Source organism: Hoylesella timonensis 4401737 = DSM 22865 = JCM 15640, from assembly GCF_000455445.1.
Taxonomy (GTDB): domain Bacteria; phylum Bacteroidota; class Bacteroidia; order Bacteroidales; family Bacteroidaceae; genus Prevotella; species Prevotella timonensis.
Genome location: NZ_HG417092.1, coordinates 124,579 through 147,912, shown reverse-complemented (window position 1 = coordinate 147,912; position 23,334 = coordinate 124,579). Strand labels below are relative to the sequence as shown.

At 43.0% G+C, this 23,334-nt stretch carries 18 protein-coding genes; 9 read left to right on the top strand and 9 right to left on the bottom strand.

What is annotated here, in order from left to right:
- Positions 1-12: 12 nt before the first annotated feature.
- Positions 13-1,383 (bottom strand): oxygen-independent coproporphyrinogen III oxidase, encoded by a 1,371-nt coding sequence (gene hemN / locus BN35_RS04070; RefSeq protein WP_028901125.1) that lies wholly within the window; start codon positions 1,381-1,383, stop codon positions 13-15.
- Between the two features lie 1,272 nt (positions 1,384-2,655).
- Between hemN and BN35_RS12770 the strand changes: the two genes are divergently transcribed.
- A complete protein-coding gene (locus BN35_RS12770) occupies positions 2,656-5,082 on the top strand; it encodes a leucine-rich repeat domain-containing protein (protein ID WP_051275194.1) in 2,427 nt (808 codons plus the stop codon).
- Between the two features lies 1 nt (position 5,083).
- Entirely contained in the window at positions 5,084-5,329 is a 246-nt protein-coding gene (locus tag BN35_RS04055) for a hypothetical protein (RefSeq protein ID WP_025072438.1), read from the top strand.
- 109 nt (positions 5,330-5,438) lie between these two features.
- On the opposite strand, the gene BN35_RS04050 is transcribed toward BN35_RS04055, so the two are convergent.
- Positions 5,439-7,730: a GH92 family glycosyl hydrolase gene (locus tag BN35_RS04050; RefSeq protein WP_036893519.1), complete on the bottom strand. Its 2,292-nt coding sequence runs from the start codon at positions 7,728-7,730 to the stop codon at positions 5,439-5,441.
- 348 nt (positions 7,731-8,078) lie between these two features.
- Between BN35_RS04050 and pepT the strand changes: the two genes are divergently transcribed.
- A complete protein-coding gene (pepT, locus tag BN35_RS04045; RefSeq protein WP_025072440.1) occupies positions 8,079-9,302 on the top strand; it encodes a peptidase T in 1,224 nt (407 codons plus the stop codon).
- A gap of 149 nt (positions 9,303-9,451) precedes the next feature.
- Here pepT and trxB read toward each other — a convergent pair whose 3' ends face one another.
- The gene (gene trxB, locus BN35_RS04040; RefSeq protein ID WP_028901127.1) at positions 9,452-10,399 is read right to left on the bottom strand and encodes a thioredoxin-disulfide reductase; all 948 of its coding nucleotides are present in this window, start codon (positions 10,397-10,399) and stop codon (positions 9,452-9,454) included.
- A 194-nt stretch (positions 10,400-10,593) separates the two neighbouring features.
- A complete protein-coding gene (locus BN35_RS04035) occupies positions 10,594-11,142 on the bottom strand; it encodes a glutathione peroxidase (RefSeq protein WP_025072441.1) in 549 nt (182 codons plus the stop codon).
- Between the two features lie 302 nt (positions 11,143-11,444).
- On the opposite strand from BN35_RS04035, the gene BN35_RS04030 reads away from it, so the two are divergent.
- A complete protein-coding gene (locus BN35_RS04030) occupies positions 11,445-11,972 on the top strand; it encodes a hypothetical protein (RefSeq protein WP_028901128.1) in 528 nt (175 codons plus the stop codon).
- A 169-nt stretch (positions 11,973-12,141) separates the two neighbouring features.
- On the opposite strand, the gene BN35_RS04025 is transcribed toward BN35_RS04030, so the two are convergent.
- From BN35_RS04025 to BN35_RS04005, 5 genes are all read right to left on the bottom strand, one after another.
- Positions 12,142-13,065 carry a DNA/RNA non-specific endonuclease gene (locus BN35_RS04025; RefSeq protein WP_025072443.1) on the bottom strand — a complete coding sequence of 308 codons (924 nt, stop codon included), beginning with the start codon at positions 13,063-13,065 and terminating at the stop codon, positions 12,142-12,144.
- 90 nt (positions 13,066-13,155) lie between these two features.
- On the bottom strand, positions 13,156-13,407 hold the full coding sequence (locus BN35_RS04020) for a type B 50S ribosomal protein L31 (RefSeq protein WP_004349399.1): 252 nt from the start codon (positions 13,405-13,407) through the stop codon (positions 13,156-13,158).
- Positions 13,408-13,502: 95 nt separating this feature from the next.
- Positions 13,503-15,134: a choice-of-anchor J domain-containing protein gene (locus BN35_RS12765; protein WP_025072444.1), complete on the bottom strand. Its 1,632-nt coding sequence runs from the start codon at positions 15,132-15,134 to the stop codon at positions 13,503-13,505.
- Between the two features lie 95 nt (positions 15,135-15,229).
- Positions 15,230-16,087: a DUF5689 domain-containing protein gene (locus tag BN35_RS04010; RefSeq protein ID WP_025072445.1), complete on the bottom strand. Its 858-nt coding sequence runs from the start codon at positions 16,085-16,087 to the stop codon at positions 15,230-15,232.
- 14 nt (positions 16,088-16,101) lie between these two features.
- Complete coding sequence (locus BN35_RS04005) at positions 16,102-18,660, bottom strand: TonB-dependent receptor (RefSeq protein ID WP_028901130.1); 2,559 nt, start codon at positions 18,658-18,660, stop codon at positions 16,102-16,104.
- Between the two features lie 234 nt (positions 18,661-18,894).
- Between BN35_RS04005 and BN35_RS04000 the strand changes: the two genes are divergently transcribed.
- The 5 genes from BN35_RS04000 to BN35_RS03985 all read left to right on the top strand — a co-directional run bounded on the left by BN35_RS04000 (position 18,895) and on the right by BN35_RS03985 (position 23,071).
- Complete coding sequence (locus BN35_RS04000) at positions 18,895-19,974, top strand: endonuclease/exonuclease/phosphatase family protein (RefSeq protein ID WP_044071213.1); 1,080 nt, start codon at positions 18,895-18,897, stop codon at positions 19,972-19,974.
- Positions 19,975-20,190: 216 nt separating this feature from the next.
- Complete coding sequence (locus tag BN35_RS03995) at positions 20,191-20,778, top strand: uracil-DNA glycosylase family protein (protein WP_025072446.1); 588 nt, start codon at positions 20,191-20,193, stop codon at positions 20,776-20,778.
- Between the two features lie 11 nt (positions 20,779-20,789).
- Positions 20,790-21,431 carry a uridine kinase gene (udk, locus tag BN35_RS03990; protein ID WP_028901131.1) on the top strand — a complete coding sequence of 214 codons (642 nt, stop codon included), beginning with the start codon at positions 20,790-20,792 and terminating at the stop codon, positions 21,429-21,431.
- Positions 21,432-21,538: 107 nt separating this feature from the next.
- The gene (locus BN35_RS13580; protein ID WP_145992925.1) at positions 21,539-21,739 is read left to right on the top strand and encodes a hypothetical protein; all 201 of its coding nucleotides are present in this window, start codon (positions 21,539-21,541) and stop codon (positions 21,737-21,739) included.
- A 168-nt stretch (positions 21,740-21,907) separates the two neighbouring features.
- Complete coding sequence (locus BN35_RS03985) at positions 21,908-23,071, top strand: hypothetical protein (RefSeq protein WP_044071212.1); 1,164 nt, start codon at positions 21,908-21,910, stop codon at positions 23,069-23,071.
- The last annotated feature ends 263 nt before the right edge of the window (positions 23,072-23,334 follow it).

The following is a 23,334-nucleotide window of genomic DNA, read 5'->3' as shown; positions in this document are numbered from 1 at the left end:
ACCAATTCATCTTTATATAGGTTTGGAAAACTTTTTATCGGTGTGCGCCATGAGTGGGTCGAGGGTGGCAACCACATTGCGTACAAAGGGCGACCCTGTCTGAGTCATACTGATGCTGTCCTCGCTGAGCTGTATCAAGCCGTCTGCCTCCATCTCTTTCAATTTCTGCTCATCATAGTTCGTGGCTGCCTTCACCTCGGCGGGCGTACATCCAAGGCGCGCCGCAATTTCCGACCAAGAAAAGTGGTAGTTACACATCATTTGCTCTATCACCTCACGCACCATTTGCTCTTGCGTTGTAAGCTCGTAGCCACGATAGGTGTAAGGCTTTCCTGCTTCTATGCTACGGATATACTCCTGAATGTCACGCCCATTTTGTGCGTATGCCGTTTGTAGCTGACTGATAGCTGTCACGCCAAAGGCATACACCTGCCCTGTGGTGCGACGTGTACAATAGCCTTGAAAATTACGATGCAGCTGTTTTGTTTCCAATGCAACACTCAGTTCGTCGGTAGGTAACACAAAGTGGTCCATGCCAATGCTGCGATAACCTGCCGTATGTAACACTTCTGCTGCCCGTCGATACATCTCTTGTTTGTCATCGTCTTGAGGCAATCCTAATTTCTCGAGTATCAGCTGGCGTTTGTGCACCCATGGCACGTGGCCATAACTGAAGGTCACTATCCTGTCTGGGTGTAGATGAGCTGCCTGTTCAGCGGCTCGAGCAAACGAGTCTGGTGTTTGATAAGGCAAGCCAAACAGCAAATCCATATTCACCGTTGCACCCTGCTGCCGCAGGAGGTGCATAATCTCTTCCACAGGAAGGAGTGACGGACGGCGGTTGACTGCCTTCAACACCTGCTCGTCAAAATCCTGAATACCCAAACTATATCTATTAAAACCACATTGTGACAATGCCTCCCAATCTCCTTCTGCCAAGTAGCCGGGATGACACTCTATGGCAATTTCCGGATGTGCAATGGTGGGCATCAACGAGTGCAAGTGTTCGTTGAGCGACTTTAAGTCTGCAATGGGCAATGCCGTAGGACTTCCTCCGCCATAGTGTATCTGCGAGATTTGGCGGTTTTGGGTGTCTAAATGACTGGCAATGAGGTCTATTTCTTGGTGCAATGCATCAACATATCTTCTCCTCATGTCTTGGTTCGCCATGGGGTAGGAGTTACAACCGCAGTAATGGCATAAATGTCTACAAAACGGAATATGCAGATAAAAGGACACCAACGGTTGGTGCGCATAGTGGTTGGAGGCTTCTATGGCAGAGAGATACTGGTCTGTGGTCAGTTCGTGAAAATAGTTTGCGGGGGGATAACTGGTGTACCGAGGCACAGGGACGTTATATTTATCGAGCAATCGCTGATTCATCTTTTTAATTATCTTGTTTTCTTTGCGGTGTGAGTGCTGCTCTCCCCATGCTCCACAATAATGGCTCGGAAGCGTAAGGGCGTTGTGTCCAACACGTTGTCTCGCTCATGGCAACAGGGTGTTTCCCAACAGCAACGGAATGGCGTACTCATCGTAATCGTTTGTATAATGTTTGGTTGCAAATTTACAATAATGTCATTACATGTAAAATCCTATATTATGAGGATATTTCCCCATCGCCTTGCCACGAATATCCGTGCCTCTCCGTGCCTCTTCCTTGCGCTTTGATTTTTACTGATAACTGATTGTTAAAAGTGTTAATTGCGTTTTGAAAAAATAGGACAACAGCACTTTCAAAATTTGAATATTTACGAACAAGGGGAGCATCGGTTGAAAATACGCGAGTTTTGAGCAAGTTTGCAATTCGTTGAAAGCCAACACTTTGCCAAAAATAAGATTTGATAACGGTGAAAATCGCCTCGTACCCCACTCTTATAAGCGCAAAATGACGCCCTTACTCCATGTGATCAAGGGGCTTGAAAGCATGCTTTAGTCGTGCAAAGTCATTGAGATAGTCGCCTTAAAGACATGGAACAACCTAATTGTGACTTTCTAACACGCAAATTCACCCATGTTCACGAGCTATTTTACCCACTTCTGAAGTGTTAATTTTCGGCAATTTATTTTGACAAAACCGTAGAAAATCGTTTGCTTCATTCGCTGTTCAACAACAATTATTTCCTTTTATTTTAACAACAATCATTTATTTTAACAACGAATTGAACAAAAAAAACAAATCCGATTGCTGCAATCAATGAACGCCAGCGTTCACCAAATGAAACGAATTTAGCACAGATATGCGATAAATTGATGTCGTCAGATTTGTTCCATTCGTAGAGCGCTTGCGTTCATTGTCTTGTTGAGTTGATTCGTGTAATTTGTTAAATTTGTTGTTAACACCCTTCAATGAAAGAGCCGTGTCAGTCCGTGTCATTCCGTTGCTATCATTATTTTGTTTGTTTTTTTTGCATCGGAGCATCACGGATATTCACGGATGTTGTCCGTGTTGTCCCGTGTTATTCCGTTGCTATTCCGTTGCTATCATATTTTTGTTAAATGTGTGTAAAAAATACTCGTTGTACTTGTTACAACCGATGCTTTTGCGTATCTTTGCAACGAATTGTGGAGTTTCATAAAACTGTTATTCATCAATTCTTTTCAGGAGTAACCATCCAACGACATAAAACAACAATTAAATATCATTTTGAATTTATGAAAGAAAATTACAACAACAAGACAAAGCTTCGCAGCGCATGGTTTGCGCTTGTGTTGCTGATGATAACGGCTCTGCCTATCACCGCACAGAACGCGGGCGCCAGGTTCCAATCGGGTGACTTGTATTATGAGGTGGTGGATGCCACGGCCAATACTGTGAAAGTGACATGGGCAAACCAAAAGGCGACAACGCCGGAAGCAAGGCAGCAGAAGTTAATTGATGAAACGACAAACATCCCTGACCAGTGGAAAGGCTACAGCGGTACGCTGAAGACAAATGCAGTGGACAAGAATGGCAAAAAAGTTGAAACAATGGAAGACGAACTTGCGTATGAAGTGGCTACTGGACAGATTTACACCATTACTATTCCAGATAAGGTCAACTATAATGACAAGGACTGGACAGTCACAGCTATCGGCTCCTATGCATTCATCAATGAAAGAAGAATCAGAAAAATAGAACTTCCTAAAACGATAGAAGCCATTGAAGATGCTGCCTTTTATCAATGCAGTGTCACATTGTTGAATTTTCCGAAAGGTCTGAAGTACATTGGTTGGGGTGCCTTCTATAAGAGCAATTTGGCACCTTTCTACCTTAAAGAATATAAAGGTAGAAACCCCGCCAAAAAGGGGACATGGGAGAGAAAACCTGGTACAGCGGTTGATATTCCAGGCTCAACTGCCATAGGTCCCCAAGCCTTTGAGGGAAGCTTTTCAACGTCAAAGTTTAAGTGCCCGAATATAACATTCGTGGGGTATCAGGCTTTCAAGGGTGCCAAAATTGATATAACAACAGCCATCCCTGCAACAGCGAAGATTGGCGAACAGCCCGAAGATAACAAAATTAAGGCGATGTATAAGAACCTGCCCACAGGCACAGACCAGCGGTCGGGTGTGGAATCTTTTGCGGAATTCGGTGGCAGTGTAAGTTTGGCTGAAGGCCCAACAACCATCCCTACAGGCATGTTTGAAAAAGCCTTTACCAACTTATCTCATTTTGTCATTCCCTATTCTGTGGTGAATTCCATAGACGAAAGAGCTTTCTCAAATGCTGGTATTCTTAGTTTCAACCCCTTGTCTGAAGTAAAGAAGATTGGTGCAAGGGCTTTCGAAAATGGCGTTATGTCAGGTGATTTTGTAATTGGAGACCAAATTGAGGAAGTAGGTGATGGTGCCTTTGCAGGAAATACCAAATTGGAAGCATTTATCTTGAAGGGTAGTGCTAACTGCAAGATTGGTGCAGAAATTCTTGAAGGTTGCCCCAACTTGGAATATGTAGACTTGCGCAATGTAAAAAATGAAGATTTCAAAAAGAACCTGAAGAATTTGTCACGCGAATTAAATTCGCATACAATCACATCAGGTTTGCCTACCCACACTCTCGTGTTTCTTCCTGAAGCAACGGACATCACCATTGCGGATGGTCAGGACGTGAACTTTGTCAAGAGCGACGGTACATGTACCAAGCTGAGCTTGCAGGATGGCATGGAATACGAGTTTCTTTGTGACATCAAAGCCAATCAAGCAGTTTACAACAGATGCAACATGACCATTAACAAGAGAACCATAAATCGTGGTTACAACACCCCATTAGAAGTTGCTCATTATGAAGGAGATAATTCTCTAACCTCCTACCGCGACTTTTCTAAGTTTGCTGATGGCAATCACTGCTTCACTATCTTTTTACCGTACGCCGTGACATTGCCAGAAGGCATACGCGCATACGAGTTGGACTATAAGTACTCGAAAAAATATTTCACAGTTGGTGAGCCAGATGATGAGAACCCTCACGGTTGGCCAATTGATACACAATTCTATGTATTCAATTCAATACCTGACGGCAGCACGCTCGAGGCGAACAGGCCATATCTCCTGCGCATCACCGATGGAAACAGCCACACCTACGAGAAATTTACGGCCAACAATGTGGAAATAGCTAAGTCACCTGAAAAGTTTGACATAGTCGATGGAGGACGCTTAAAGCCTGTTGGCTTCCCCGCCACGTCGTCTGAGCAGTCTTACAGCTTCCAAGGCAGCACCGAAAAGATTGATTCTAAGGCTTATGGTGAAAATAGGCCTTATGTGCTGAACATAATGGAGAAGAATACCATAGATGGAAAGAAAGTAATAGATGTATGGAGGCAAATGAAATATGAAACTAAGGGATCAAATATACAAAATCCCAGCATACCGCCATTCCGTGGTTTTGTTAGTCCTTTGCCGGGGACTTCAGGTGCCAAGAAGTTCATGGTGCTCTCGGAAAGAGAAACGACGGGCATCAACGATGTAACAACAGATGTTGACGCACAGCAAGGTGCACAGCGCATATACACCATCGACGGGCGCTATGTAGGTACCAACTTCGACAGTCTGCCATCGGGCATGTATATCATGAAGGGTAAGAAAACATTAAAGACGAAATAAGATGAACACTAAAGATAAAAATATAAACAGCACAGCTGGCGACAGGCGCACCTACCTATCGCCACGCACCGAAATCATCAAAATGAATACAAGCAACCTTGTAATGGGTAGTCCCAGTCCCCTCGAAATACCAATAGACGATCCTGGTGCCACTGATGCCAATGGAAAGCGGTGGCAGGGTGACGACTTGGACTCGTGGGACGAAGAGGATGGCAGCAACGATAAGAACTGGGGAAGCATGTGGTAACCCTCGGCATGCGTGCCGAGAATAGTCCTGCAACTACTCATGACATGAAATAAAGTGGGAGGGAACCAATGGTTTCCCTCCCACTTCATGTTTGATAGCCGCTCACCTATTACCGCCTTAGCGCTGTGGAGAACGAATAAGGAGCATCGGCATCTTGAATGCCACGCTGCTTGTTAGGCGCGTTGCCCATGTCATAAACAATAGTACCCCCTTGCATCAGCTCCTGATGAGTGAAGAAGTTTCGGGTAGAAGGCACGCCATTGATGTGCAACGACTGGATATACTTATTGGCGGTGCTGCACTTATTGGCTTGGAGTGTCAACGTCTTTCCGTTCTCTAAGTGCAAGGTCATCTTTTGAAAGTAGGGCGTACCTATCACATATTGGTTGCTACCAGGGCAAACAGGATAGAATCCCATGGCGGAGAATACATACCATGCCGAGGTCTGTCCGTTGTCCTCATCACCACAATAGCCATCGGGATTGGCATTGTAGAGCTTGTCCATCACCTCTCTAATCCAGTATTGTGTTTTCCAAGGCTGCCCTGAATAGCCGTACAGATAAATCATGTGCTGTATGGGTTGGTTGCCATGAGCGTAGTTGCCCATATTCATAATTTGCATTTCACGTATTTCGTGGATAACACTTCCGTAATAACTATCGTCGAAGAGAGGTGGAACATTGAACACAGAATCGAGCATGAGATTAAAAGTTTGTTTCCCTCCCATGAGGTTGATGAGTCCTTGTGGGTCGTGGAATACCGACCAAGTGTAATGCCAAGCGTTGCCTTCAGTAAAGGCGTCACCCCACTTCAGCGGACTGAATGGCGACTGGAACTTGCCGTCCTTGTTGCGACCACGCATGAGATTGGTTTCACGATCAAAGACATGCTTATAGTTCATGGCATGCTTGAGATAGGGAGCCAACTCCTTTTTAGACTTACCTAAGGCTTTACCAAACTGATAGATGCACCAGTCGTCATACGCATACTCCAACGTGCGAGCCACATTTTCGTCGATATCCACATCGTAGGGCACATATCCCATTTTGTTATATTCATCAAAACCCAAACGACCTGTAGAGCTAACGGTAGGATGAGCGGCATTCGCTCCATGCGTAACAGCCTTCCATAGCGTTTCCGCATCGTAGCCACGTAAGCCCTTGAGGTAAGCATCTGCTACCACAGAAGCAGAATTGTTGCCCACCATACAGTCTCGATGTCCCGGACTTGCCCACTCGGGAAGGAAGCCACTTTCGAGATAGGCGTTCACCAAACCTTCCTGCATCTTTACATTCATGGAAGGATACATCAGGTTGAGCAATGGGAACAAGCAACGGAACGTGTCCCAAAAGCCTGTGTCGGTGAACATATAGCCTGGCAACACCTGCCCATTGTACGGACTGTAATGCACAATTTTTCCCGTAGCATCTTTCTCAAAGAAACTTCGTGGGAACAACACCGAGCGATACAAACAGGAATAGAACGTGCGAAGATGGTCAATGTTGTTATCTTCTACTTCGATACGTCCCAACACTTTGTTCCATATCTGTCGACCTTGCTGCTTGATTTCCTCAAAGCTTCGTACGCCTAACTCCTGCAAATTCAGTTCGGCTTGTTGCGGACTGATAAACGAGGAAGCAATTCGCGCATGCACTTTCTCGCCACGCTGTGTCTTAAAACCAATGATAGCCCCTGCATGATTTACTGTTGCAGCGGTCTTGCTTTCATCAATTTTGCCGTCTGCCACAGCTGCACGATACGTAAAAGGCTTATCGAATTGGATAACAAAGTAATTCTTAAAGTTGTCAGGAACGCCACCGCTGTTGCGCGTAGTGTAGCCAATAATCTTGTTTTCAGCAGGGATAATTTGTATTGATGAGCCTTTATCCAACGCATCTACCACGACATACGAATGACTGTTTTCGGGAAACGTGAACCTAAACATCACGGCTCGCTCGGTAGGAGTGAACTCAGTAACGATGTCATGATCGGCTAAGTAGACACGATAGTAATAAGGTTTTGCCACCTCTGCCTTATGAGAAAACCAACTGGCACGCTCGTCTTCGTTAAAAACAGGCTTGCCCGTGATGGGCATAATGGCAAACTGTCCATAGTCGTTAATCCAAGGACTGGGCTGATGTGTCTGCTTGAAGCCACGCAATTTGTCCTCAGTATAGACGTAAGCCCAGCCATCTCCCATTTTTCCTGTTTGTGGCATCCAGAAATTCATTCCCCATGGAAGCGCAATAGCAGGATAAGTATTTCCTGTGGATAAGGCATGTTTGGACAATGTTCCTACCAAAGGGCTCACATAGTCAACGGGTTCTAATTTGTCGGCTGCGCTAACATTCCATGCCAAAGTGAATGCTAAGACAGATAGACAGGTTTTCAGCATCTTCATATCATTTAATGGTTTATTTGGTTAGTCTTGCAAATTTACAATAAAAAAGAATATTACGACACCCTAATCATTGATTTAGAAGCAATAGATGCGATAAGCCATATCCCCACTATCCCGCAAACAATCTCAGTTTCTCTTTCTTTTTCAAAGAAAAATCAGTTATAATATTGATTTTTCAGAAAATATTTTTATCTTTGCTTATATATCATGAAAGAAGCGCAAGACGGATGAAATGTGTTTGCTTGTCATGGTATGTTGGAGCAGCGTTGGCATGGTTATAACTTCGTGGCACAACTCTCCAAAAGTGAGACAATCAATCATATAACTAAAAATTGTAAAGAAAAGCATATGAACATCGTTGAAAGATTTATTAATTACACGAAATTTGATACACAGTCGGCTGAAGATTCGCAAACTGTGCCGAGTACCTCAAAGCAATTGATATTTGCCAAATATCTGAAAGAAGAGTTGGAGCATGAGGGGCTTGAAGACGTAGAAATGGATGAGAAGGGTTATATTTATGCAACTCTCAAGGCTAACGTGAAGAAGGAGATTCCTACTATTGGCTTCATTTCGCATTATGATACCAGTCCTGATGCAAGCGGAGCTAATATCAAGGCTCGAATAGTAAAGAATTATGATGGTAAGGATATCGAACTTTCCGAAGGAATCATCTCTTCTCCGTCTAAGTTTCCTGAACTGAAGGCACACATTGGAGAGGATTTAATAGTGACAGACGGTCATACTCTTTTGGGAGCAGACGACAAGGCTGGTATTGCTGAAATAGTTCAAGCCATGTGCTATTTGCGCGACCATGATGAGATTAAGCATGGCGATATTCGCATTGCATTCAATCCAGATGAGGAAATTGGTATGGGTGCTCATCACTTTGATGTCGAAAAATTCGGTTGTGAATGGGCTTATACTATGGATGGAGGCGATTTAGGAGACTTGGAATATGAAAACTTTAACGCTGCAAGTGCTAAAATTTACATCAAGGGTGTGAGTGTACATACAGGCTATGCAAAAGGAAAGATGTTGAATGCAAGCAGATTGGCGTGTGAATTTAATGCCATGATTCCTGATACAGAACTGCCCGAAACAACAGAAGGCTACCAAGGATTTTATCATCTTTTGGGCATGGAGACACGCACGGAAGAGGCAAAGATGAGTTATCTGATTCGTGATCACGACCGTGAAATCTTTGAAAAGCGCAAGGATTTTATGGAAGCTTGTGCAGCAAAGATGAACAAAAAATATGGCGAGGACACGGTGAAGATTACCATTAAGGATCAATATTACAATATGAAGGAGAAAATTGATCCAAACATGCACGTCATAGATATTGTTCTACAGGCGATGCAAGAGACGGGTGTGCCACCAAAGGTAGAGCCTATTCGTGGCGGAACGGATGGTGCACAGCTGAGTTTCAAAGGACTTCCTTGCCCGAACATCTTTGCAGGAGGAGTCAACTTCCATGGACCTTATGAATTTGTCTCCATTCAAGTCATGGAAAAGGCAGTAGATGTGATTGTAAAAATATGTGAGATAACCGCTGGATACAATGATTGATTTCCCCTGTATATCAGTTTTTGAATTATAAGAGAGCGATGTCCATCAAAACAATGACATCATCCATCAAACGCCCTCAATACAAATGGTTGTATTGAGGGCGTTTAGCATCGACAGTCTTTAGTCTAATTTTGCCAACGATTGGATGCTTATTTGTTAATTTCAGTAAGATAACGCTCTGCTTCAAGTGCGGCTTTACAGCCAGAACCAGCGGCAACCACTGCTTGACGGTACACAGGGTCGGCTACATCTCCTGCCGCATAAACACCAGGAATATTGGTCTTTGGAGTGCCAGCAATTGTCTTTATATAGCCAATTTTGTCTGTTTCTAAAAATTCTTTGAATATATCAGAGTTAGGCTTGTGACCAATTCCCAAGAAGAAACCATCAATGGGGAGGTCGTATCGTTCTTCATCAGACTGTCCTAAGCGTTTTACCAAATGAACTCCCTCAACGCCGTCTTTACCATACAAGCCCACTGCGTTATGCTCGTAGAGTATTTCAATCTTTTCGTTTTCTTCTACACGTTGCTTCATTACCTCAGAGGCACGTAAGTAATCTTTGCGTACAATCATGTACACCTTACTGCAAAGTCCTGCTAAGTAAGTGGCTTCTTCACAGGCGGTATCACCACCTCCAACCACTGCAACAACCTTTTTGCGGTAGAAGAATCCGTCGCAGGTAGCGCAGGCACTAACACCTTTGCCTTTATATTTCTCCTCATCATCGAGTCCGAGATATTTGGCAGAGGCTCCAGTTGCGATAATCACGGTTTCTGCCTCAATCTGCTGCCCCTTTTCGGTTATAAGCAAATAGGGCGCTTTGCTAAGGTCTGCTTTGACAATCTCGCCGTCTCTCACCTCTGTGCCATAACGTTCTGCCTGCTCACGTAGGTCAACCATCATTTGATTGCCATCCACACCAGTAGGGTAGCCAGGGAAGTTTTCAACTTCGGTTGTTTGCGTAAGCTGCCCACCCGTCTGTAGCCCGCAGTACAAAATAGGGCTCATGTCGGCACGCGCAGCATAGATAGCCGCAGTGTAACCAGCAGGTCCGCTACCTATGATAAGACAACGGGTATATTCTTTTGATTCCATATTGAATTGATGTAAAATAAAAAAGTGTAAGATGAATTGTGAAACCAGTCCGCAAACAAAGTGAAAGAAGTGAAGAAAAGCCCTAAGTATTACAGATGTTCTGTGAACGGTTGCCTTTTCTATTCTACTTTGCTTTTACGCCGAATGTTTACAATTCATATCACACTTTACAATGGAGTTAGTATTCTATAAATTTATAATAGCTCTTCAATCTTTTTAGCTACGTTGTCAAGATTTTCTGTTGGCTCAAAGCGTGCTACAACTTGTCCCTGTTTGTTGATAAGGAATTTGGTGAAGTTCCATTTGATGTCTGGATTCTTGTCGTAGTTTTCGTCTTCCTTTGATAATATGTCAACCAAGACTGGTGCAATAGGATGACTCATGTCAAAGCCAGCAAACCCTTTTTGCTCTTTCAGATATTTGTAAAGCGGTTCAGCATCTTCACCGTTTACTTTTATCTTCTTGAAGCGTGGGAATTCTGTACCATAGTTCAGTTTGCAAAATTCATGGATGCTCTCATCGGTTCCTGGGGCTTGTTGCCCAAACTGATTGCAAGGAAAATCAAGAATCTCGAAGCCTTTGGCATGATATTTTTTATATATTTTCTCCAGTTCTTCGTACTGAGGCGTAAATCCGCATTTGGTAGCTGTATTTACAATGAGGAGTACTTCGTTAGCGTATTCTTTTAAACATACGTCATTACCTTTTCTGTCTTTGACTGTAAAATCGTGAATTGTTTTCATTTTATTTAAGATATATAATGTGATTTATAAATGAACGTTTTAGTTTGGCTCAATCAAGTTGATTTTCCTTTAATTTTAGGAATCATTGTTGAGCCAGATTGATACGTCCTATACTAATTACAAAGATATGGATTTTATTTGAATATATAAGATGTGTACGTGCCAATAAATATTAATTTAGGTTTTTCCTCCTTAACAGTAGGAGAATCCCTACCTAAGAATAGTGAAATTATGCGTATCAAGTTTCAGAGAATGCGTATATTTGCAGTGTTACATAGAATGAACAACAAAAATATAAAGACATGAAAAAGATTACGCAACTATTACCGATAGCCTTGATGGCTCTATTCTCCTTCGGGTTTGTATCATGTACTGTCGACGACGATTACTATTATGATGATGACTATGATTCTGAGTATGTAGATTTAACTCTCATGGCACAAACCTTGCGAGGACATTGGACAGGAAAGACAGCTGCAAGATTTTACAACGAGCAACAGCAGCTTGTGGAAGAAGTGTACGATACAGATATTGAGTTTGACCAATATGATTCCAACAGTCTTTCAGGTCGTGGACGACAGTTGGACTATATTAGAGGTGAACTGGTTTACGATAGAGTCTTTTCGTGGCGTATCGATCGCAATACTGGAGATATCATTATGATATACAATGGTGAGAATGGAGACAATTTCCAAATGGTGATTGATTACGATGACTTAAATCTAACTGACCGCTCTTTCTCTGGTGTTCAGAGGGGAAAAGGGGAGACTGATGAGTTTGCCTACGATCGTTATACTTATGCAAAGAAAGTATCATTCAGCATGGACTGATAGGTTCTCAAACCAAACGAAGGAGTCTTGTCCAATTGCGATAGCTTGATATCTCATCATTAAAGTACAAAAAGCCCTTTCGTGGGCATCTATGTGCAGTGAACGTTGAATCGTATTCAGCGTTCACTTTTGTGTTTTAAGAAGTTCGGCATATACGCACGGTGTGCGTTTATCGTAGTCCCCATGCTAATTTAACCTTGTCTGTAGGTAACGATTCCACACGTCGTTCAATGTTATCAGGCAAGTTGCAGAAGAAATCAATACCTGTTTTTCGTTCCAAGTCTTGTATAGAAACGACGTATTTACCTAAGTCGGTGTCGTCATTTGCTTCATGTTCTATCCAAAAGCCAAGCGCTTTATAGCCTAATTTGTTTTTACAAAGAATCGCCATATAAAAGTATTTCGGTACAATCAAGCCTTTGGATGTTATTGTGAGTATTTGATTTTGTTTGTCAATGGTGCCACCTTTGCAAACGTATAAAGTGTCCCTGAAATCGTCTCTATCCCAGATGCGTAATTGTTTTTCCATATTTGCCCAAACGTAAGCGTTAAATCCGTTTACTTGTGGTTGCATATTGGTCAGGAAGAACGTTTGGTAGTTAGCTTCAGCCGAACCCAATCGGTCGGCTGAAGGGCAGATATGTCCGTGGTCATAGCCCGTGCGCCAATACGGATCTGATGCAAACTGAAAAGCTTCTGGCAGGTTTGAATCTTGTGGATATTGGTTTGTTTTGGAACGATAGCGCTTGGTATGTGCTTCGGCAATGCTTCTGTACATCTGATAACAACTCCATCTTTGGGACTTTTTCTGCGTGTCCCACTCTACCGAGTAATTCACTCCGTACTCATGGGTTCGTGCGTTGAGCTCGGCTTTGTGTACAATAATCATGCTGTTACCGCCTTTAATCTTCGGAAATTCCAAACGACAAATCTCGGGTGGCATGGTAGGATTGCCAATGGTAGACACGCCCACTAACCGATTTGCGTTAGTATTCGATTCCGTTTCTCCGTTGGTTGAATTGTTATCAGAATTACATCCAAAGAAAAATAGGGAGCAGCATGCAACGAAAAATAATGAATGGAGTTGTTTCATGAGATTAGCTTCAATGAAAAAAAGTGCGACCGACCGTATATGCAACTACGCCCGAACGCACTTTCTTTATAAGAAAAATAGGGTTGTATGTTATTTTTGAATCTTACCGTAACGGTTCATGAAGCGGTCTACGCGACCTGCTGTGTCGACAAGTTTGCTCTTACCCGTATAGAATGGATGTGAGCTACTTGAAATTTCTACTTTTACCACTGGGTAAGTTTCGCCTTCAAACTCTACTGTCTCATTACTCTTGCAGGTAGATTTTGTAAGGAACATATCGCCGTTGGACATATCTTTGAATACGACGGGGCGATAGTTTTCTGGATGAATACCTTTTTTCATTTTTATAATCTATTGAATGTTATTTATTTTCTTTGCTGTATGGGCTGCAAAAGTACAAATAATTTTGCATCCCACCAAATTATCTTTGCAGTTTTTTATTTCGCATATGTAATGGTGATAGCACTGATGCGCAGCTGTGTACCTCCTTTATTTTCTGTAAAATCATTTACCAATGTAACTGTTGAGTTGCTCAATGGTTCGAATTTAACGTTCGTATCGCTGGCTTTCTTGATAGGCACTCGTGCCGTTCCATTAAGTATGTACGCTTTATCATTGCCATTATACAACTTGCCTTTGAATCCGTCTGTCGTTTTGATGCTAACCGACACGATTGTTTTTTTGGCTTTGATAATCATGGTGTTCTTTGCATACAGTCGCACAGCAGCATAGTTTGGACCATAGTAGGCTGGTAGGGAAGTGCCTTCGCCTTGACCGAATGTAATTACGGTTCCATCGGTATAGGTGTACGAAGTTGCTGGCTTCTTGTCCTCAAATTTCATGTTAGCTGCCTGAATAGTAATGCTCTCTCCAGCGTCTGGTGTAACAGAGGGCTCGTCAGGTGTACCACTTTCAGATGCGTTACCTTCTTTTACTGTGAGATTCTTCACCTCCCAAGTGGCAGAATTGGCGTTACAAGCGTATTTGAGGGCAATCACTACTTTTCCTTTGCCTTGCATTTCTTTCGGCAAGTTGGCTGAAAACTTATAGAATGTTTTCCAGTCTGTTCCCTCCTTCAATGTCCCTGTGATGTCTGTCCATTTGGTGGTGAGCGGGTCTCCTGTGTATTCATCGGTCACCAGTACTTGGTTGGCTACGCCCTCATTAGGTTTTCCATTGAACGTAGCATAACGAAGTATGTATTCAAACGAAACATGTGCACCTTTGCTTGTAGTCATGTCCATGGGTTTGGATACGATGTAAGCCTCAGAGGGGGTTGTTTTCTTACTGTCATTTTCATAGCCTGTACCCTTTGCTGTCTTGAAGTCAATGCTCCAAGGAAATCCTTTTATTTTAATGACATCGAAGACTCCAAAAGAAGTTGCAAACGACTCGTTGATATAGGTGCCATTCACAGGTTTCAGTACATCAGGCTTTGGCTCGTCTGGCGTTTCTGGATTTTCCGTTACTTCCCCTTCTTTTACCGTAACATTCTTCACTTCCCATGTACGTGAACCTTTGTTCGTTGCCGAATAATAGAACGCAATACGCACCTTATCCTTTCCGATATAGGCAGCTGGAAGATTCTTTGCGTAGGTTGCGAAAGTGGTCCAGTCTGTCCCTTGTGTCAGTTTTCCAGTGATGTCTTCCCACTCTGTTTTTGTAGGGTCGCCCGTGTAGTTCAATGTTATCAGTACTTTGTCGACTCCGTCTCTGCTCATATACTGAATGATATATTCAAACTTGAGGTAGGCGCCTTTCGATTTCGATAGATTGATTTCAGGTGAAATCAGGTAACTCTCCGAGGGAGTATTCTTCTTGCTATTGTTATCGTAGCCCGAAGCCTTGGCGGTTTTGAAGTCAATTTTCCATGGCGTACCCATTTGGGTAATGACTTTAAATTTCCCCATACTTGTTGCGAAAGCCTCATGGAGGTACTCGCCAGGGGTTTCTTCATTGCTTCCGTTGTTGTCCTCTGGTAGCTCGTAGGGTGCTGGTACGTCTTCGCAGCTGCTCAATGTGAATGCTGTGAAAACGATAGCAGCGAGAGAATAAAGTAACTTTTTCATCTTTATGTCTTTTGTGTTATGGTTCATAATGGATTGATGGTGTAAGCTTATCTTGTCTGTGGGCTATTTCTTGCGCCCGTGCATTTCATGTTGTCCTATTTTGCGGGCTTGATGTCGTCAGCCGAGCGCAATAAGATTTGCCATGTATTGCGGAATCTTGTAAAGACGCCTGTAATGTCTACCGCTCCTGTGGGCATGGGTTGATTTGCAAAATCTGCAAAGGTGCTGGTACGCACCACCATTGTTTTGCTATTGATACCCTTTAGTGTGCGGTTGGCTGCATTGGCAGTAAGGGCGATGCTCCCGTCCTTTGGGGCAAATACGGCTTTGCCGTTGGCTCCTTCTAACTGTACATTCTTGAGCGTCATCAGCATGCCACTGTTGTTTGTTAGATATTGCTGATTGCTCATTTTACTTTGGTCAAAGACAGTAGGTTTCACTTTTTCAGGTTGAGGTGTTCCCAATAATTTGAAATGGTTCATCCACACAAACCTTTTCATGCGTCCTACTTTTGGTGAACCGTCACGCTTATTGAAGTATATACCTCCTACTTGTGCCTGACTGCCATATCCTCCTATGTTGAGTCCTTTGAGTGATATCAGCACCTCTTGACCAACGGGAAGGTAACCGTAAAGACCACCTTGTGCTACCGAGATAAGTATAGCACCCGTTTCGTCTTGCATTGCAAACTGATTGTAGATGTTGCCTTCCACGTCATTTCCTGTTACCCAACCCTTGATTTGGATGTCTTCTGTAATTTCTTCTATGCCACTTGCGGCAATTACTCCTTGGTATTGCTCTTTCAATTGGGCAATGCTTAGCACCTTTGTTTCTGTGAGTTCATTGTTGCCGTAGGGCGACTGGTTCAACTGCGGTGCATCGTAATCGTCAGCCATGCAACCAGTCAGGCATACACAAGCAAGTGCAATGACTATATATTTTATTTTCTTCATGTCGTTGAGATTTATTAGAATCTGTAAGATACTTGGAACATTCCGTTGATGCCGTAAGCATAATATTTCTTTGCATTGCGTGAAAACTTGTACGTACGCGTATTATTCAACGCACCATCCTTCACTGTGTAATCGGTTCGGCTTTGTTCATAGCCTCCCGTTACGATGCGTTGATTGTTGAGAAGGTTGGTTATCATGAGGTTCAAGTTCAGCTGTCCTTTCTTCAATCGGATGCTCTTGCCAATGCTACCGTCCAACATGAAACCGCCTTTGCCTTTGGCTTGTTCGGGTATGATGTTATTTCTTTCATTATCACGCTTAATATTTAGACTTAACGCACTCTCATACCGATAGCATGGAGTATAGAATAAGTAGATGCGATCGTAATAGTTTCCGTTCAAATCTACAAACCATCCGCTTTGATGGAAACTCAATCCAAGACTTGCAGCGGTAAGCGGTGTTCCTCCTTCGCGCATACCTTTGTTGTACACAGTCTCGTCCACGTATTGTGCTTTGGTTGAGTTAAGGTAGCGCACCTTGGCATTGTTGATGTTTTTAGCTTCACTCCATGTACCGAGTGTGGTAAGATCTAAATAGGATGCGAGCTTAAAGCGTGCACCCAATTCTACACCGTACGCCTCTTTTTCAATGCCAGTCATCGAAACATAAGAGAAAGAATTGAGGTTATCGAAATAGAAGTTTTGCCATTCGGTAACATGATTCATTCTATTGTAGTAGGCGTTGATGTTGGCATGTACCCATGCATTTTGGTATTGATAACCCAACTCACTACTGAAAACTTGTTGGTTCTTGAGATTCAACACAAAGTCGTTGTTCATTTCGGGCGATACAAAGGCTGTGCGTGCCGTTGGTGCGCGCCACTCATATCCTGCTCCTACAGATACAATGTTACCCAGCCCAGCATCCCATGTGATACTGGCTTTGCCACCACCGTCTAAGAATTTGGCGTGTCCACTCTTGCCATACGAATTTTCTGGGAACATTCCGTTGCGCATATAGCCTTGGCGTTGCATGTCTGTGCCGCCTACTTTTCCTGCTACCATGAGATGAAAGCGACCCATGTTGGCTAAGTAATTGGTCCAAACAAGTGCTTTGTGAATCAGGATATCGTAATCGTAGCCAAACTTGTCGCCTTTGCCTACCAAACGTCCTGTCCTATCTGCTCCCATTGTGTTAAGGTCGTATTGCACGGCATCGCTACTTTTGGGATAATTGCCTACGGCATAAGTGTTGATGTTGTGAAAACTGTTGGCACCCAACAAATCTTCCACTGTCTGATAATGCCCACCTTGGTTTCGACCTAATACAGCCCCAATGTTCCATGTCTGGTTCTTGCTTAATTTTGTGGTAAGCGTTGACGCTAAATTCATCACAAAGTTGTCATTGTGCTTGGCTTGCACATAATATAACGCATCACTGCCTGTCTTGGCTGCTTGTTGGTTCGCCCAGTACAGTTGATCCCATTTCACTTGACGGTTTTCTTTTGCGGCTGTCCAGTAGTTGTATGCCTCATTCCATTCTAAGAAAGCAGCATGACTTCTATTAGTGCTGTTGGCTTCATCGTCCCAAACATCGTAATACATACTGGGAAGATTTTTCCAATAGTCGGGTTGTGGGTTCTCTGCGTTGTTATAGTTCAGTTTTGTACTCTTATATTTGCTATATTTACCAAAGAGTGATGTGGTGAGTTTCGTGTCTTTAGCAATATCCCAGTCCCACGTGAGAAGGACAGACGGAGCAAAATCGTTCACTACTCGTGAGTTTCTTATCTTTCCATTTTGATAACCCCAATAGGGATTGTAGAGGTAATTGTTAGCCAACCAGTAGGCTTCGTCTGTGGATGCGCCCTGCGATGCACGCTCAGTAGGGTTGCCCCATGTAGAGAGCGACAGCGAATGTCCATTCGTCCATCGTTTTTGTATCGCTAAGAAATAGGAAAGCGAGTTATAAAATGTACCCTCGACATATCCTTTGTCCGCCCAGCGGTAAGTAAGGTTGGCAGCTATTGCCCAACCGTTGGTATTGAATCCAGAGGCATAAGTGTACATGCCACGTGCCGAGTAATTGCGGTTGGCAGCTCCTAACGAAATTCTATTTCCTGCTGCCATGCTCCCTGCACGGAAGTCATAATTGTTGCTGCCAGCCAATCCATTCATGGCAAAGCTGTTGCTTTCAAAAGGCAGTGCAAAGTCAACGTTGCGGGTTTGCTGGTTCAGTCCGCCTATCATGGAATATCTAAACAGCCCACTCTCCATGTCGTTCATCGGTACACCGTTGATATATACGTCGTTATACTCTTGTGGCAAGGCACGATAGCGGAAGCGTACGGGTGAGAATCGATAGCCTACTCCCGAAGCATAAGCATTGGTGCTTGAGTTGAGGATAATGACATTTTGGGTCATGTTTTCATCTTCGCCCAATTGTGCTTCCGTAAAAGTAAACGCCGACTCATCCATCATAGGATTCTTGTTGGTCTTTGTCTTGTCGTTTTGAGCAAAGGTCAACGACGCATAACAAAGGGCAAGAAGTGCTAATTTGAGCTTTTGTTGCATCATAGAAGATTTTTCGTAAGTATGATAATATTTATTGCAAAGTAACAAAATAAATTTCAATGTTGGAAGAGAATAAACGTATTTTTTGCCCGCCACGTTATTTAATTAGCAGAAAACAATTATCTTTGCATCACATAGCAGGAGAGTAGAAGCTGTCGGTTCATATCAGTTGAACAGGTGCGCTATCAAAGGAATTATTGAAGGACTCCTCTTTACCAAATTAATAGCTCGACAATGAAAAAACAAATCATGCTTTCACTCCTCTTGGTCTTAGGACTTTTGAGGGTCAATGCACAAACAAATTATTCTGTTTATGGCGTAGGTTTTTATAATCAAGAGAATCTTTTTGACACCTGTCACGATGAAGGAAAGAAAGATTATGACTTCCTACCTACGGGTTCGTATAAGTGGGACAAACTCAAATATACCAATAAGTTGCGCAACATGGCACGTGCATTGTCAGATATGGGTACAGATGTGTTGCCAAAGGTGGGTTGTGCCATGATAGGACTCAGCGAAGTAGAGAATGCACGCGTTCTTGATGCGTTGGTTGCCCAGCCACCTCTTGCTGCACGAGGTTATCGATACATTCATGTGGAAGGACCAGACAGGCGAGGCATTGATTGTGCTTTGTTGTACAATCCCCAACTTTTCACGCCTCAAACGGTGAAATTGGTGCCGTATGTTCCGCAACTTCCCAAAGATAGCGCTTTCCATACCCGTGGCTACCTCACTGTGACAGGGACGTTAGGTGGCGAGCATGTAGCGGTCATTGTGTGTCACTGGCCGAGCCGTTACAGCGGGTCTTATTATAGAGAGGTGGCAGCTGCGCAGGTGAAAGCGGTCAAGGATTCGCTTTTACGTCAACATCCTGCTATCAAAGTGATGGTGATGGGCGACATGAACGACGACCCCACGAGTCGCAGTATGGCAAAGGTGTTGTCTGCGAAAGCAGAGGTGGATGAAGTTGGAAAGGACGATATGTACAATCCATGGTATAATATTTTGGCAAAACAGGGTAGAGGAACATTAATGTATCAAGGAGGATGGAATCTCTTTGACCAAATAGTACTCTCGCCTAACATGCTCAATCAAAACGGAAAACGCGACTTTTCGTCGTTGAAATATAGGAAATGTCAGATTGTACGTTACGATTATCTCATCCAGTCTACTGGCAAATATAAAGGCGCACCTAAGCGAACCACAGCAGGAGGCGTGTGGCTCAATGGATATAGCGACCACTTGCCCGTGGTTGTCTATTTAGTGAAAAAAACAGTCGTAGTGGTAGATAAGCCGCTTACACATGGACAGTAATCCACCAAAATAGACTGTATTGCTCACCAAAACAGTCTATTTTCCTTCCGAAAACAATCTGTTTTACCAGTTTATTATGTAGAAACAAGCGGATGATTACATCGAAGCGATACGCTGAACAGGCGGATAGACAACAAGCATGGAATGAGGGTGGTTGCAGTCTGGTATTGATGAGCGTCTAACCCACCATGTGAACGTACGAAGAAACAACGAGATATGAACAATGATTTGCCCACCATAGAGACGCATCCTTTCGAGCCTTTCTTGCCCAAGCATGCAAGGCTGCTGATGTTGGGAACGTTTCCTCCAGCTCCTAAACGTTGGAGTATGCCGTTCTTTTATCCCAACTTCCAAAATGATATGTGGCGTATCTTTGGTTATTTGTTTTTTAATGATAAGAATCATTTTGTCGATGAGAGAGAGAAATGTTTTAAGTTAGACGAGTTGAAAGCGTTTTTACAAGAGAGAGGAGTGGCACTTTATGACACTGCTTTGCGTGTGCGACGAACCAAGAATACGGCATCGGACAAAGATTTGGAGATTGTAGAACCCGTCAACTTGGATGCCTTGTTGCGAAGTTTACCCCAATGTAGGGGAGTACTCACGGCAGGTAGGTTGGCTACTAAGGTATTTACGCAGCATTATGGTGTTTTTGCACCACAAATGGGGCAATACCATACGTTTCAATTTGAAGGTAGAACCTTGCGCTTGTATCGCATGCCGAGTAGCTCGCGTGCTTATCCTATGAAGATAGAGGCGAAGGCGAAATATTATCAAGTGATGTTCCAAGATATTTTAGCATAAGTAATTTTATCATGTTTCCTTTAGAATTTAACCATAAAATCACTGTTATTGGTATTGCTGGTGGTACGGGATCGGGTAAGACCACCGTGGTGAGAAAGTTAGTGGAGGCACTTCCTCCTGCGTATGTGGCTGTGGTTCCGCTCGATTCTTATTATAATGACACCTCTGAGATGACCGAAGAAGAACGGCATGCCATTAACTTTGATCACCCCGATGCTTTCGATTGGAAATTGCTCATCAAGCAGGTCAATCTCTTACGTAGTGGAGAATCGATAGAGCAGCCTACCTATTCATATATCAAGTGTAACCGATTGCCAGAGACCATACATGTAGACCCTAAGCCTGTTATCATTATCGAAGGAATTATGACGCTGCTCAATAAGCGGTTGCGTGAGATGATGGACTTGAAAGTGTTTGTGGATTGCGATTCTGACGAACGACTGATTCGCAACATTCAGCGAGACATCGTTGAGCGAGGGCGTGATGTCAGTATGGTGGTGAACCGCTATTTAGAGGTACTGAAGCCTATGCACGAGCAATTTATCGAGCCTACTAAGCGTTTTGCCGATGTCATCATACCGCAAGGAGGCGACAACATCAAAGGAATAGATATCCTCTCGAAATATGTGGAGAGGTTGGTGTTGATGGGGTAAAGCTGTGCATGGCTACGCAATCTTTGCCTGATGTGAGTTGTGAGTGATAGAAACCGTTATCTGATTTTTATTTATAAGTCTGCATATATTGTTAAAATAAGCCAACAATGAAGAAATCAGTCAATTATTTGCACATACTATTCGTAGAGGTATGTATGTTTCTACTACCGCTATCCGCATGGGGACAACAACGTGTCGTCATCTCTCCTTTTTACTCAGACTATGCATTGTTGACCGATTCTCTTCCCAGCGGTTGGTCTTTGTCACCTTATATTCAATTGGGAGTAAAGGTGGAGTTTCCGCAATAAACGACGCTATCTTCACTGCAACAATATCAATTTGAGAACAGTTCATACTTCAGTGCCGTTCTACGACCATTTATTCCTGTCACGCTACAATACGGAAAATTGAGGTGGAACAATCTGAATCTAACGAACTGGAACACCCCTGAGATAGAGAAGCCGGAACTTCAATACATGAAAACAGCACGAGGGCGATTCTCATTATCATATAACGACTGTTCGTTTATAGCTGGCAATCTGTTTAATAGTAATGGCATCCCCTCATTTTCATATATTCACTATGAAGGATGGGGAACTTTATTCCCTACAAACACACAAAGGACGGACACCACCAGTTACATTTTACACGTAAATCCTTCTCTCTTTTATCTACTTACAGATAAAGGATTGATAGATTTATATACCACCGAAAGCATTACAGTGCCACCACATGAAAAGTTTCCCTCATTGTTCTTGTTCTATCGTCCCGTATATGAACATAAAACCATTGAATACAAGGGGTTTGATATCACATTGGTTGCCGAAAACGAAAAGCTGGCGACACAGTTGTATCATAAGCTATCACCTGATACCATTCGCAAATCCTTTGACAAAAGCTCTTTGTCCACAACAGCGTCAGTTTCTGATGACAGCGTCATATATCGTGCATTGAAAGCAATTGATTGTCTCGCAAATCTTTCTAATGATACTCGACAGCATATCGCAATTGTGAAAACAGGTCTCAACTTTGAAGTGAAGATGGGGAAAGCAGAGAATTTGGATAACCTTTCTGCTCATTTTTCTTTGACATTGGACAGCGTGTTGCTGATGGATCAAAAAATGTATTATCAGCATACATTATTGCATGAAATACTACATTTTGTGATTGGAAAACAACAAATACGCCCAAAAAACTTGTCTGCTCAAGAAACAAACTTTTTTGCGGAATCAACCACAGAGTATTTAGCCAAATATCTCTTTGGTAAGTATATCACACATGAGAAGATGTTTACAGATTCAATAGAACATAGTCCCATTAATCTGACGATGATAAAGAAAGCAAAACGTAGCATACAATCCAATCATAGTATCAGCGTTGGAACAGAAGGTAGCGATGAGGCAGCCAACACTGCATGGGTGTATTATGACCTCTTGCCTATTCTGCTACATCAATTAGCAGTAAATAGTCAGGTGGATGAAGAGGCTTTTGCCAAGGCTGTTTATCGCTATGCGAGAGGAATTGAAAAGCAACCACAAAGTCTGCAACACTTCTTTTCCTATCTGAAGAAGCAAGGTTTTCATTTGAAGGGCAAGCAGAAAAAGTATATTTATCTCGTATTGAATAGATCCTTTGCGTAAGTTTGCTTATGGTGTCTTTGTCTCTATTTAATAATCAGATAGATAGTAATTGACGCTTCGATAAGAAGAGAGTGAAAATGGCATCTCATTGCTTTAATGATTTTGTCCCCAATGTATCTGTGAGGCTAACCTGTTATGTAAATACTCTAACCTAATTTGATAGCCTTTCTAACTATGTGGAGAGGTTGGTGTTGATGGGGTAAAGCTGTCCGAGGCTATTCTATAGTTATGAACGTTGAGTCTGATGAGTGCTCGAATGGTTC